8 protein-coding genes are annotated in these 14,281 nt (G+C 58.9%); 7 read left to right on the top strand and 1 reads right to left on the bottom strand.

All coding sequences use genetic code 11. The features are described from left to right. Window positions 1–63 precede the first annotated feature (63 nt). The 3 genes from J3U06_RS00130 (at window position 64) to J3U06_RS00140 (ending at window position 4,078) form a co-directional block, all read left to right on the top strand. The gene (locus J3U06_RS00130) at window positions 64–795 is read left to right on the top strand and encodes a response regulator transcription factor (protein WP_267443956.1); all 732 of its coding nucleotides are present in this window, start codon (window positions 64–66) and stop codon (window positions 793–795) included. Continuing rightward, entirely contained in the window at window positions 783–2,291 is a 1,509-nt protein-coding gene (locus J3U06_RS00135) for a sensor histidine kinase (protein WP_267399176.1), read from the top strand. Before J3U06_RS00130 ends, J3U06_RS00135 begins: the two co-directional genes overlap by 13 nt. Window positions 2,292–2,506: 215 nt before the next feature. Beyond that, window positions 2,507–4,078, top strand: a complete 1,572-nt coding sequence (locus J3U06_RS00140) for an ATP-binding protein (protein ID WP_267443957.1) — start codon at window positions 2,507–2,509, stop codon at window positions 4,076–4,078. 85 nt (window positions 4,079–4,163) lie between these two features. Here J3U06_RS00140 and J3U06_RS00145 read toward each other — a convergent pair whose 3' ends face one another. Next, a complete protein-coding gene (locus tag J3U06_RS00145; protein WP_267399178.1) occupies window positions 4,164–5,225 on the bottom strand; it encodes a LacI family DNA-binding transcriptional regulator in 1,062 nt (353 codons plus the stop codon). A gap of 242 nt (window positions 5,226–5,467) precedes the next feature. Between J3U06_RS00145 and J3U06_RS00150 the strand changes: the two genes are divergently transcribed. The 4 genes from J3U06_RS00150 to J3U06_RS00165 all read left to right on the top strand — a co-directional run bounded on the left by J3U06_RS00150 (window position 5,468) and on the right by J3U06_RS00165 (window position 14,273). Further along, the gene (locus J3U06_RS00150) at window positions 5,468–6,766 is read left to right on the top strand and encodes an MFS transporter (RefSeq protein ID WP_267443958.1); all 1,299 of its coding nucleotides are present in this window, start codon (window positions 5,468–5,470) and stop codon (window positions 6,764–6,766) included. Window positions 6,767–6,798: 32 nt separating this feature from the next. Continuing rightward, a complete protein-coding gene (locus J3U06_RS00155) occupies window positions 6,799–9,462 on the top strand; it encodes an alpha-L-rhamnosidase (protein WP_267443959.1) in 2,664 nt (887 codons plus the stop codon). 147 nt (window positions 9,463–9,609) lie between these two features. Then, a complete protein-coding gene (locus tag J3U06_RS00160) occupies window positions 9,610–10,935 on the top strand; it encodes an MFS transporter (protein WP_267443960.1) in 1,326 nt (441 codons plus the stop codon). Between the two features lie 203 nt (window positions 10,936–11,138). After that, window positions 11,139–14,273 carry a cation-translocating P-type ATPase gene (locus J3U06_RS00165; protein ID WP_267443961.1) on the top strand — a complete coding sequence of 1,045 codons (3,135 nt, stop codon included), beginning with the start codon at window positions 11,139–11,141 and terminating at the stop codon, window positions 14,271–14,273. Window positions 14,274–14,281 lie beyond the last annotated feature (8 nt).

Below are 14,281 nucleotides of genomic sequence, written 5' to 3' on the forward strand. Positions count from 1 at the left end.
CACAAGGCGTTCATTCTCGAAAGCGCCTGGGCCGAGTCGGCAAGCGCAGAAAAGGAGCCAATCGTGGTTGACGTGCACGCCGAAGGTTCCCCCGTGGACGATCAGCATCGGGCATCCATCCTGGTGGTGGACGACGATCCAAGGATCACCACCCTGCTGATGGCTGCCCTGTCCAAGGACGGCTATGCCGTGACCGTGGTCAACGAGTCGCGGAAGGTCATAAGCATGGACCTGTCCTCGGTCGACCTGATTCTCTGCGATGTCATGATGCCACACTTGGACGGCTTCGCCCTTTTGACTTCCATCAGGGAACGGGTATCCTGCCCGATCATCTTCCTGACGGCCAAGACCGACGAAGACAGCGCAGTCCTGGCCTATGGCCTGGGCGCCGACGATTACATACGCAAGCCTTTCGGCATTGCCGAACTTCGAGCCAAGGTCAGGGCGCGGCTGTCTCAAGGCAGTCGTCGCGGCCGCCTGCTCCTACATTTCGGCGCCTTGGACATGGACCTTCAGGCGCGGCAGATCAAGGTGGACGGGCGCAACGCCAATCTGACGGATGCGGAATACCGCATATGCGCCCTGCTGGCAGAGCATCCAGGTCGGGCCTACGCGCCCATGCAGATATGGGAGGCCTGCCTGGCTGCAGAGGATGACCCAGCCGCCGATGACACGGACAGCGATGCCACGGCTGCGGTCAGAGTGCATTTGAGCAATGCCCGGCGCAAGCTCAAGGCCCTGGGGGTGGACCCCATCAGGACCATCTGGTCGGTGGGTTACCAATGGGTGGCCTGACCGACGGCGTGCCCGAATCGCCCAGGGAGCAGAGCGTCGACGACAAGGGCCGGCCGAGCCGCAAGGGAATGCCCATCGTTGTGCTGATCATCAGATATTTTCTCTATGTGCTGCTGATTCTGGCTCTGTTGTTCGCCGGCATTTATATGGTCTGGATAAACCTGGGGGCTAGGGGTGACTTCTTCTGGGCCAACTATGGCGAGCAGCATCTGGAGAAGGTCGGGCAATCCATCGGCCGCTCAACCACTATTGACGAATCTGTGATTCCCTCCGCTTACTGGTATCGGACTTATGACCATCAGGGGCATCCTACGGGGGGAGATATGAAGGGCGGCATGGCCAGCGAGGCCGACCAGCTGGCGGCCGACCGTTGGAAGCACAGGGCATCTAAGTCATCGGAAGAGCAGATAAAGAAGACAGGAAGGCCCCTAGCTACTCGCGCGAAGTCGGATGCGACCTACGTCGTCTATGCCACAGCCGATGGGAGGCCATGCGTCCTGGCCTATCGGGTTCAGCCGCAGTGGGCATCCAGGCAGGACCGGGACCGCTATCCCAATCCCCAGAACCTTCTGCTCGCGTCTTGCGGGATGGCTTTGCTGCTCACCCTCTTGTTAGTCGGGCTGCGGGCGGCCCATGTCATATCGTCCAAGCTCAAGGTCTTCAACCAGGTGGCTGACGATATAGGGCGGCAGGATCTGGATGCCTCGCTGCCCCGCAGCAACGTGATGGAGATCAACCGGGTGCTGGGGTCCTTCGACAGGATGCGCGCCACACTGAAGGAATCCCTGGAGAAGACCTGGACGGCCCAGGAGTCCCAGCGTCGGCAGGTGGCGGCTCTGGCTCACGATCTGAAGACTCCGCTGACCATCATGCGAGGCAACGCAGACCTGCTGGGGGAGACCGGACTCAGCCAGGAGCAGCAGTCCTACCTGGACTCCATCGAGGATGCCATCCGCGAGATGGCCGACTATGCCCAGGCCATCAGTCAGGGCTCTGTGGGTACCGCTTCGGGGCGATCCGGGGTCACGACGGTCGCCTTGAGGGATATGGTCGACAACCAGGCCCAGGGTTACCTGAATGCCCGGGGTCTGCGGCTTGAGAGGGATGATCACCTAGGTTCCGCCACTGGTCAGATTTCTGGTGATGCTGCTGGTCTTGCCCGCGCGATTATGAACATCGTTGCCAACGCAGCTGACTATTCTCCGGACCAAGGCCTGGTGACGCTGACCTGGAGGCTGGAGAATGGACAGGAGGGCAGGCGAGCCTTGGTGGTGACCGTGCGTGACCAGGGTCCAGGATTCAGCAGCCGGGCTCTAGCCCATGCCACAGAATGGCTCTATCAGGCTGATAGCAGCCGGCACGGCTTTGGTGGTCACCATGGCATCGGCCTGGCTGCGGCCCGGTCAGCTGTGGAGAGTGCAGGGGGGCGCCTGACCTTCGGAAATGCTACCGATGGCGATGGCGCAGTAGTCACGGTATCTTTGCCGGTGCAGTGAATGAGGCGGGGGGTGAATATCGGTCACTGCAAACTCGATGTCGGACTAAAAATTGAACAGTGATAAAGATCTGGAAATAGTGTTAATCATGGATTGATAATTATAAAAACATCAATTTTTAGCGATTATTTTAGTAATCAATTACTAAAGTTTGCCATTCTTTAGTAAATCTGTATGATAAAGATAACAGAGATTATCAATTTATAGGGGCCTGCATGCAAAAATCAGATGGCGCTGAACAGAGCGATCTGTCTCTTGAGGAGGTTGTGCGTTCGATTCAGCGCAAGGGTTGCGAAGGCCAATCGATAGAAGTCAAAGCCGCCAGCCAGGGGACTCCGAAGGTGTATGACTCGCTGTCGTCGTTTTCCAACCAAAACGAGGGCGGCATCATCGTATTCGGGCTGGATGAAAGCCTTGGATTCGAGGTTGTTGGCGTCCACGACGCGCAGGAGCTGGAAAAGGCGGTAACGGCACAGGGCAAAGAGATGTATCCCGAGGTCAGACCAGTCTATAGCGAAAGCCTGATTGACGGTAAGACAGTGGTTTCGGCTTACGTCAATGGCAAACCTATGGGCGAGAGGCCTGTCTACCGCAAGACAGCAGGCATCAGCGCAGGCAGCTACACTCGGATCGGGGATGCTGATGCCCGCATGACGCCTACGCAGCTGTATGAGATCGAGACTTTCAAGGACGGTCGGCGCGACGATGTATCGGTAGACCCTCAGGCCGATTCCGATATGTTGAACTCAGAAAAACGTCATGATTTCATTAGTCGCGCACAGCGGGAACGCCCGCTCCTAGCCAGAAGGAATGAGGACGAGATCCTGGAGCTATCGGGTGTCTGCCGTCGTGGATCTCCTACTCTCGCAGGTTTGATGACCCTTGGCGAATATCCGCAGCAGGTGTATCCGAACCTCTGTATTACCGCCGTGGTTGTGCCGGGAGCCAAGGTCGGAACTGGTCTTGGGGGAGAGCGGTTCCTTGACAATCAGCGCTTTGAAGGGACCATTGACCGCATGCTTGAGGATGCTATGGCCTTTGTGCGGCGTAACAGCAGAACCAGGACGGTGATCAGGGATGGGGTGCGCACTGATATTCCTGAGTATCCAGAAACCGCAGTCAGGGAAATCCTGACCAATGCACTGATGCATCGTGACTATGGCCCATACTGCAACGGAACGCCGGTCAGATTGACGCTCTTTACTGATCGTCTTGAATGCTGGAATCCTGGTGGTGTATATGGCGGTCAGAGCATCAACGACTTGGGCTTTGCCAACAGTCAGACCAGGAACCCTACCCTGGTCAGTCTGCTGGAGATTGAGGGGGTTGCGGAGAATCGGCACTCAGGAATTCCGGCTATCCGCGAGGAGGCCAAACAGTGTGGATATAAGCCTGTAGAGTTTCAGGATCGGCAGGCTTCCTTCACTGTGCGCTTCTACTCTGTGCCGGAGCGTGCTGGTGCGGCGGAAGCAACCGTTCATTGGACTGGGGCCGCAGTATCTGATTCGGCGAAACGCGTCCAAGTCCATGCACTTGGTGGTTCTGATGCCTCGGGAGCAGCAAAGACGGGCAAGGGAATACGCGACAGGATTCTCGGTTTTTGTAAGGAACCCCGTTCGCTCGAGGATATCGCGCATGCGCTTGGGCTGGGCAAGTACTATGTCCGCAGGCGGTACATCGAGCCATTGCTCGAAGAAGATGCGCTCTCCATGACGCTTCCCGATAAGCCCCGGAGCAAGTACCAACGATATGTGTCCAGCGATGCCTCAGCTGAGATGTCTTTGTAAAAGAAGCCGTGAATGGCACTACCGTAAGAGCAGGTATTTCCGGGTGGTCATGATGAAGCATGGTTATAGCATGCTGATTGTTTTCTCAGTGCGAGTACGCTGACCTGCTTGAATCCCGCTCTACCAGGGTCGGCTCAATCAACACGGAGCCGTGCGCATGCCGGGAGTTGCTGAACTCGTCCATCAAAAGGGTAGCGGCCTTGCGGCCCATGTCGACTCCTGGCGCGGCGACTACTGATAAGGGGACCTTGGGATAGCTGTCCGTGCGGGCGCCTTCGGTGCCGATAACTTTAATGTCGTCGGGTACGCGATATCTGTGCTTCTCCTGCAGGGCATTGATGATTCCCGCCCCAAGAACATCGCTGCCGGTGACGATGCCGTCAGGGACTGTCGTCGACGGGAGCTGGCTGATTTCATCGCCGACCGCATAGCCGTCTTCTATCATGATTCCGTGCGAATCGATGATTGACAACTTGGCCTGGGACTGCTCTCGCATGGCCCGCTGAACCCCCGTATAGCGGTCGTATATGGACTGGTAGTCGAAGGAGTGAGAGACGAAGGCGATGTGTTGGCATCCAGCTTCCAACAAATGCCTGGTCGCCATCTGCCCTACGGCGAGGTTGTCCTCCATGACGCTGCAGTTTTTGGTTTTGCTGCTGGGCTCCACATGATCGACCAGTACCACAGGCAACTTGACCGAGGCAGCCCATTCCAGATCGGCAGTGCAGTCCACTACGCTGCAGAGAATAACTCCCTTGACGCCTAGGGAGTAGAAGAGTTTGAGCAGGCTGGTCTGGCGTTCCGAATCGGAATAGGCATTGGTGCCGATCAGCTGCATGTCCTTGTCCTCGCAGATTTCCTGGGCCCCCTCGAACACGGAGGTAAACAGGGAATGCTCGATGTCGGTCATGATGATGCCGATGGTGGACTGTCCGGTCAGAGCTGCGGCTCCGCGAGCTGGGCGGGGCACATAGCCGAGTTCGTCTATTGCTGCGCTTATGCGTTTTTTCAGAGTCTGCGAGACGCGGTCGGGATAGTTCAGATAATTGGAGACTGTGCCCAGCGAGACCCCGGCTTTCTGGGCGATGTCTGCAACACCGACCTTGCCTCTGCCTGCCGGGACGGCTGCGTCTTGTGCGGACGACATGGTGTCGGATTCCTTCCTGCTGACCGTGGTTATCGCGTAAAACCAGCCTAACGCCTACTTGACAGTATAAAGGCACGTTGTCTGAAGGTCAGGATTGAAATTTTCAAAAAGTGAGTTAGTATTAATCTACGAAAAGGCAGTCTTTAGCCTTATTTGCGAAATGAAAAATAAAAAATGAACGGTACTGGGCTTCGATATGCAAGGTCGCGCCCGGCGCTCGCCTCAATGACAGAGGAGAAAATATGGCAGACAGCACTTCTGCGGCGGACAAGGGGCTGGGAGGCTATGGCTCTCTGGCTGTTGCCGCCGGCATCGGATCAATGCTGGGATCAGGCATCATCGTGGGCCTCTCATCGACCATCACGGTATGGCAGCAGGGTTTTGGGCTGAGCAACGGGCAGGTGGGAGTCCTGTCGGGGGCCCTGACCTTCGCCATCGCCTTCGGTTCCCTCTTCGGAGGCCGTATCGCTGACGTTGTCGGGAGGGCCCGCTTTTTCAATTGGATTAACCTGCTCTATGCGGTGGGGGCCGCCATCGTTGTGTTCTCGGGCTCATACGCCATGCTTCTTGCAGGTGTAGTCATTGCAGGTGTAGCCTCAGGCGCTGATCTGCCGGTGTCGATGACCGTCGTCTCCCATGATGCTCCCAATGATTCGCTGGCGGCTCGTCTGGTATCCACCACCCAGGTTTACTGGCAGGTCGGCGTGTTCATCTCCTTCATCTGCGCTTTCCTGGTTTCCAGGATGCAAGGGGCTGCAGGAGGCCGTGCGGTTTTCGTCATTCTGGCTGTTTTTGCAGTGATCGCCTGGCTCTGGCGCACATGCTCGCCCACCTTCCGTGCCTTCCATGAGGCTGCAGATCGTCGTGACGCAGCTGAGCCCGGGGTTGAGACCGGGACCAAGGTCTCGGTGATCAAGGTGATGATGGGCGCGAACAAGAAAATGTATCTGAGCTTTTTCGCTGCAATCCTGATCTTCTATGTGGGCTGGAATCTGCTGGCCAACACCTGGGGCCAGTTCCAGACATTCATGCTGGTCAACGCCCATGCCTCTCAGACCCTGGCCACCGGACTGGGCATCATCCTCAACTTCGTGACCCTCGTTCTCAACATCGTTTTCGCTTCGATCGCCGGAGGCAAATACCGTAACAAGGCCTTCGTGGCAGGCATCATCATCACATTCATCGCCATGGTTGCTCTCTCCTTGGGTGGTACCAACCTGTGGATCATCGTTGGCGCCACCGCCTTCATGAACCTGGGCAGCCCTCTGGCCGGCGAGGCACTGTACAAGGTCTGGACCCAGGAGTCCTTCCCCATTGAGATCCGCGCCTCCATTCAGGGCTTCATCAACGGCTTCTCACGTCTCTGCTGTGGCCTGTTAGCCCTGGTTACGCCTGCCCTGGTTGTACCTTCGACCATCCGAACCACCATGTGGGGCTTCGCAGTGGTGGTGGTCATCGAGGCCATCGCCGGAACCATCATGATCAGGCTCCAGGCACGGTATGGCACCGATGAGGAACGCCGGGAACGGTCTCAGCGGTAACGCACACATACAAGACAAGGAGGTCACATTATATGAATACGAATCAGATAATCGCCATTAGCGCCCCTGAGGTGGAGCACTACCATGGTGACGTGCTGGGAATCGGCAGCCACATGCCTAGGCTCTCCTGGACATACACGGACCAGCCACCCCAAGGGGCGAAAGTGGCGGTCAAGCTGACCAGGCGGATGCCGGGCGGAGATCCCGTACAGCAGGAAGCCAAGGTTGATGCTGGCGACAATGTGCTCCTGGATTGGCCCTTTGAACCCCTGCGCTCGCGGGAGAGAGCAAAGGTGACTCTTGCCATGATCAATGCCGACGGAGCTCCTCTCGGGGCGCCATCGCCGGAGCGTCGCTTTGATGTCGGGTTGGATGTGACCGACCGTATCGCCGACTTCGTCGGTCCCTCCTGGTCAGAGGCCGAGACGGACCATCGTCATCTGCCCCTGGTGCATGCGGAGTTCGAGCTACCTGCAGTGCCTAGGTCCGCCAGACTTTATCTGTCTGCTCTGGGTCTGGTCCAGGCTGAAATCAACGGCGCTCGGGTCGGTTCCGACGAGCTTACGCCTGGCTGGACCGTTTATGGCCGCCGTCTGGAGTGCTGGACCTATGATGTGACCGAGCAGCTGTCGCAGGGTGCCAATGCCATGGGCTTCTGGCTCGGCGATGGCTGGTACCGTGGCCGACTGGGGTTCGACGGCGGCATGGCCAACTTCTATGGCGACAGGATAGGAGTGTTCGCCCAGTTGGAGGTGGAGGGCGAAGACGGCTCGATTACCCATATCTACTCAAACTCCTGGGATCGCACCTGGAAGACCACTCTGGGGCCGATCGTGTGCTCGGACTTGTATGAGGGAGAGATTTACGATGCCAGGTTGGAGGAGCCGGGCTGGTCCAGTCCTGGTTTCGACGATTCGGCATGGCGGCCAGTGGCTGAGATTCCTTATGATCCGGCGAAGATTGAGAATCCAGAGCTCCAGGCCGTACGTATGCAAGGGCGGAACCAGCCGGTGTCCATTACCCGTACCGGAGGGTCGGGGAAGTCCTCCTCCTGGCTGATCGACTTCGGTCAGAACTGCAGTCAGCGGATGCGCCTGCACATGCATGGGTTGGCAGAGGGTGCTCAGATCTCCATCCGCCATGCCGAGGTGCTGGAGAAGGACGGTACCCTGGCCACACGGACTCTGCGCCGAGGGCAGGAGCATGATCAATACATCTCGAATGGACAGGATGCCTGGTGGGAACCTCGCTTTGCCATGCACGCCTTCCGCTACGCCAGCATTGAGGGGTGGCCCGGAGAACTGACCGCCGAGGATATCGACTGCCGGGTCTATCACTCCACAATGGAGCGGACCGGCTGGTTCGACAGCTCCAACCCGCTTCTGAACAAGCTCCACGACAACGTTCTGTGGTCAATGCGTTCTAATTTCCTCTCCATTCCCACCGATTGCCCCCAGCGGGACGAGCGCATGGGGTGGACCGGAGACATCGACCTTTTCGCGCCGACGGCAGCTTACCTCTACGATGTTCAGGCCTTCCTCTCCTCTTGGTTGAAGGATGTGCGCATCGAGCAGGAGGCTCGCGGCACCATACCGTTCTTCGTGCCCTTTGTGCCGCTGGGCGTCTGGGCCAAGCCGTCAGCCATCGCCATCTGGGGAGATGCAGCTGTGGCGGTTCCTTGGACTCTCTATATGGAGGGCGGGGACCGGCATGTTCTGGATGAATCCTGGGACTTGGTGCGAGGATGGATAGACGAAGTGCGCGCCTACCTGTCGCCGGACGGAGTTTGGGATCGTCGGCCGGACTATGTGCTTGGTCAGTTGGGAGACTGGCTGGATCCCAGCGCTCCGCCGGATGACCCTGCCCAGGCTATGACCCAGAAGGAGCTGGTGGCCACTGCCTACCTCGCCCGTTCGGTTGACTATGCCTCCCGCATTGCCCAGGCTCTGGGGAAGCAGACAGAAACAGCCGACTACCGCTCCTTGTATGAGCTGATGGTTACCGGCTATCGGAACCGGTTTGTGGCAGGCGATAGTTCAGATATGCGCATGACCTCCGATACTCAGTGTGCCTATGCGATTTCGATTGCTTTCGGATTGTTCGATGCCGAGCCTGAGCTCAAGCAGGCTGCCGGCCAACGGTTGGCGGAACTGGTGCGCGAGTCAGGTGGCAAGGTCTCCACTGGTTTCGCCGGTACCCCATTCGTCCTGCCAGCTTTGAGCGAGACCGGGCACGATCCTGAAGCATTCTCTCTGCTGTTGTCGACCGAATGCCCCTCCTGGCTCTACCAGGTGAAGATGGGGGCGACGACTACCTGGGAGCGTTGGGATTCCATGGAACCTGACGGATCCATCAATCCGGGCGGCATGACCTCGTTCAACCACTATGCGCTGGGGTCCGTGGCTGAGTGGATGCATGAGCGGATTGGCGGTTTGAGAGCTCTCGAACCGGGGTGGAGCCTCTTCGAGGTCGATCCTCGAATTGGTGGCGGGATGACGAAAGCATCCACGCGCCATCTGACGCCTCATGGCATGGCTGGATCGTCCTGGCGGCTTGAAGATGGCCAAGTCCGGCTTCGGCTGGTCGTGCCTGCTGGTTCTGTGGCACGGGTGCTGGTTGGCTCTCCCGTGGGCCAAGGGGAACGTGTCAGCAAGGATTACTCTGCTGGAACCTACGATCTGGTGGTCGAACGCTGACTACTGCTAAGTCGGCCAGATCCTGACTTTTTGGATTTGGCCGACTAGGGATGGGACGTACGGCAGTGCTGCCGTGCCCGTTCCTCAAAAGAGCAACGAAGCTCAAATGGAGCATGGCGCTCCCTGTAAAGGATTGGAGTATATGAAATGGCGGATACAGTTGAGCAGGTTCCTGAGGCAACGCTGCCATCAGACGCGATCGCGCCGGATACGGGCCGTCCACTGACTAGAGCGGAGAAGATCCGCTTCGGGATAGGCTTCTGTTTGTTTTCAGTGATATGGATGACTGCCGGCACCTCTGGCTCCCAGGTGCTCTTGCCGCAACGGTTTACAAATCTTGGCGTCGGCGTTCCTGAGGCCATACTGGGCACGATGAATTCAGTCGGTTGTGTATTCGCCTTGGTATCCAATGTGATCTTCGGCGCCCTGTCTGATATGTCGCACTCGCGGCTAGGCAAGCGCACACCATGGGTGGTGGCCGGAGGAGTTGTCACAGCCTTGGGCTACCTCTACACCTCACAAGCAGTTACCATTCCTACCATCGTGGCCGGCTGGTGCCTAGTACAGGTGGGAGTCAACATGATGATTGCGCCGGCTGTCGCGGTGCTCTCTGACCGAATCCCCGAGTCCACTCGCGGGACTTTCTCTGCCTTCTACGGTGGTGGTGGCATCGTCGGCCAGTCCTTAGGCACATTGATTGGCGCCCGATTCATTGGACACATGCAGGTAGGTTTCATCGTCGGCATCTGCCTGTTCGCGGTGACAGGCATCCTTACTGTCATCATTTGGCCGCGTGAGCATTCTGCTGCCGGAGGTTCTGCAGCGACGGCGGTGAGCGGTCATGAAAGTGGCCAGAAGCAAAGTCTATGGCACCGGTTGCGGGTTTCGTTCACGCCACCGACAAAGGGAAGCCGTGATTTCTATCTAGCGCTCAGCGGCAGGCTCTTCATGATGGTGGGCTCGTCCATGGTCGCTACTTATCAGCTTTATATTCTGCAAAAGTATTGCGGGCTCTCCGTTGCGGCATCGGCCAGTGCAATTTCCACGATGTCCGTCATCTCGATGGTGGTCACTTTCTTCGCTTCAATAATCTCTGGTCCCATCTCGGACAAGCTTCGCCGCCGCAAGGTCATCGTGGTAGTTAGCTCCTGCATCCTTGCCCTGGGCATCGCTCTGCCGTGGGTGTTTCCTACAGCAGTGGGCATGATGTGCTATGCGGGCATCGCTGGTTTGGGTAATGGCATCTACACTTCAGTAGACCAGGCCCTGAATGTTGATGTGCTGCCGAACAAGAACGAAGCCGGCAAGGATCTTGGCATCCTGAACCTGGCCAATACTCTGGGACAGGTTATCGCCCCGGTACTGGTCTCGGTCTTGGCGATCCGCGCGGGGTATGTGTCCATATTCCCCGTTGCCATCGTCATGGTGCTCATTGGGGCCGCTGTCATCATGCTGATCCGTTCGGTCAAATAGGGTCGTCTGTCTTCGGGCGTATCGGCGTGGAGAGTCGGCTGATACGCCCTGAAGCAAAGAACTTGACGAGTATGGCCTGATTTATGTATATTTTTTGATCAACTTGGTAAACATCCACGCAGCGTTTTGGACTGGCCGACTCTGATTTCTTTCAACAGGCCCCCGAAGCGTTGACTACTCCGTGGCATAAGCAGGAGAGTGGCATGACTGGGTTGACCAGCGACTCCAAGCATGAACAATCAACAGATACCGGTGTGATCCCGGCTGCGGGGCAGGATCCTGAGCGGAGGCTTGCCACGAATGACCCCGACCTCAAGGATCCTTCTACAGTAGGCGTCGATCAGGTTGCCCTTGCCCTGAACGTGGATCCTGACCAGGGTCTGGCCGAGGCCGAAGCGATGCGCCGACTGGAACAATTCGGCCCCAACGAGCTTGCTGGAGCACCTTCCGTTCCCGCGTGGCGGAAGTTCCTCCAACAGTTCAAGGACCCCTTGGTCTATCTGCTTCTGGCAGCCACGGCCATTTCGTTGGTGGCCTGGGTGGTGGAACGCTCACATCCGGCATCAGGAGGCGGGGAGCCCCTGCCCTTTGATGCCATCGTCATCATGATCATCCTCATCCTTAATGCCGCCCTGGGGTACGCTCAGGAGGCTAAGGCCGAGCGGGCTGTGGATGCTCTGGCGAGCATGACGGCCCCGCACGCCTCGGTGCTGCGAGGCGGCCGGGTGGTCAGCCTGGAGACCAGCAGGATCGTGCCTGGTGATGTAGTAGTCCTGGCTGAAGGCGATTCGGTCGGCGCCGACGGAAGACTGTTCCAGGCCGCAGGTCTGCGCGTGGCCGAGGCATCGCTGACCGGCGAGTCGCTGCCGGTGGGCAAGCGGCCCGGTCGGCTGGACCAGCCCAAGGCTCTGGGCGACAGAACCAACATGGTCTTCAACGGCACCGCAGTGGCCCAGGGGAACGGGCGCATGATCGTCACCTCTACTGGTATGGACACCCAGGTCGGGAAGATCGCCGACATGCTGGCTGATACCCAAGAGGAACCCACGCCCCTACAGAAGGAGATGGCCCGCGTCTCCAAGCTCCTCGGACTGGCCGTCTGCTTGATTGCCGCCCTGGTTTTGGCTGCTTTGGCCCTGATGGAAGGCTTTCAGACAACCCAGGATCTGATTGATTCCCTGCTCATGGCCGTATCTCTGGCCGTAGCTGCTGTGCCGGAGGGGCTGACGGCCATCCTGACTGTGGTTCTCGCCCTGGGCGTGCAGCGCATGGCCAAGCATCATGCCATCGTCAAGAAGCTCAGCTCGGTGGAGACCCTGGGATCGGCATCAGTCATCTGCTCCGACAAGACAGGAACTCTTACACGCAATGAAATGACCGTTGAACGGGTGGTCGTCCCCTCGGGGCAGGTCAGGCTCACTGGCACCGGGTACGCTCCGGAGGGAACCATGCAGCCGGTCGAGGCCAGTGGGTCAGATGATCAACAACTGACAGATACCATTGGTTCATCTCTGGCTGAGGCAGTGGAAGAGACCCTGATGGTCGGGGCCATCGCCAACGATGGAGACCTGCATTGGCAGCCGGTCGAGGCCGAACCTGATTCCCAGGCCCAGTCTGGATCCGGGCAGGGTCACTGGCAGAGCGTCGGCGATCCCACGGAGGTCTCTCTGATTGTCGCCGCTCGCAAAGTCGGCGCTGATGCCAAGGCTGACGGCTACCGTCGTTTGGCTGAGATTCCTTTCACGTCCGAGCGCAAGCTCATGTCGGTCCTGGCCGCTCCGCGTGACGGCAGCGAAGGGCAATCGCGCCTCTTCTGCAAGGGTGCTCCCGATGTGCTGCTCGGCCGGTGCGACCGGATTCTCGAAGACGGCCAGGTCAGGCCTATGACTAGCGCTGACCGGGAGAGGATACTCGCCCAGGTCAGCCATCTGTCCGGCGATGCCTACAGGACTCTAGGACAGGCTTTCCGGCCTGTATCCGGTCAGGAACTGTCGTCCCTGACCGAAGATGACGAGGGGGAGGAGAGGCCGTCAAGCACGATTGGGACAGGCCAGACGGACCGTTTGTCTAAGGAGACTCAGCGTGCTTCCGCAGTTCTCCTGTCTGCGGACAAGGTATTCCAGGAGAGCGCCCATTTGGAAAGCGATTTGATCTGGGCGGGCATGGTCGGCATCATCGATCCGCCTCGGACTGAGGTCCGCCAGGCTGTGGCTCAGGCTCACAGTGCCGGCATCAGAACGATCATGATCACTGGCGACCATCCACTCACTGCGGCCAGGATCGCGGGTGACCTGGGCATCATCGAGCCCGGCGGCCCCGCCTGCACCGGCGAGCAGCTGGATGCCATGGACGCGGACCAGCTTCGGGAGACCACCTCCAAGGTCTCCGTCTACGCTCGCGTGGCCCCCGAGCACAAGCTGAAGATCGTCGAATCGCTTCAGGACCAGGACAAGGTCGTGGCCATGACCGGCGACGGCGTCAACGACGCCCCCGCTGTAAAGGCTGCGGACATCGGCGTGGCCATGGGCATCACCGGGACCGAGGTCACCAAGGAGTCGGCCAAGATGATCCTGGCGGACGACAATTTCGCCACCATCGTCCAGGCTGTACGAGAGGGCCGGGGCATATTCGACAACATCCGCAAGTTCCTGCGCTACCTGCTCAGCTCTAACATGGGCGAGGTTTTCACGGTCTTCGGGGGCGTGGTCTTTGCAGGTCTTCTGGGCATATCGCAGCCCGGCGCGGCGGGCGTGACCGTGCCGCTCCTGGCCACTCAGCTGCTCTGGATCAACCTTCTGACCGATGCGGCTCCCGCCCTGGCCATGGGAGTGGACCCGCAGAGCGACGATCTGATGGGCCGTCCGCCCCGGTCCGTCGACGACCGGGTGATTGACCGGAACATGTGGGCCGACATCGTCTATATCGGCCTGGTCATGGCCCTGGTGACCCTGATTGGCATGGACATGCATTTGAGTGGCGGTCTTTTCACTGACAGGTCGGTCCAGGCGATCGGCCATGAGGCGCAGATGCGTGAGGCGCGAACCATGGGCTTCACGATCCTGGTCTTCGCCCAGCTGTTCAACGCGCTGGCCTCCCGTTCCTCCCGGAGATCGGCTTTCCTGGGCCTGTTCGGCAATCTCTGGCTCTGGGGCGCCATCGGCGTCTCCATCCTTTTGCAGATGGCTGTGGTCTACCTGCCTTTCCTGGGCGAGGCCTTCGGGACTGTCCCCCTCCGGCCCCAGGCCTGGCTGGAATGCATCGTGCTGGCCTCTCTGGTCCTGGTCGCCTCTGAGCTGCGCAAACTGGTCATGTGGGCAGTCAGACGACTGCGGGCGTGACCCTTTCG

This window comes from Bifidobacterium sp. B4142 (genome assembly GCF_026537325.1).
Lineage (GTDB): Bacteria > Actinomycetota > Actinomycetes > Actinomycetales > Bifidobacteriaceae > Bombiscardovia.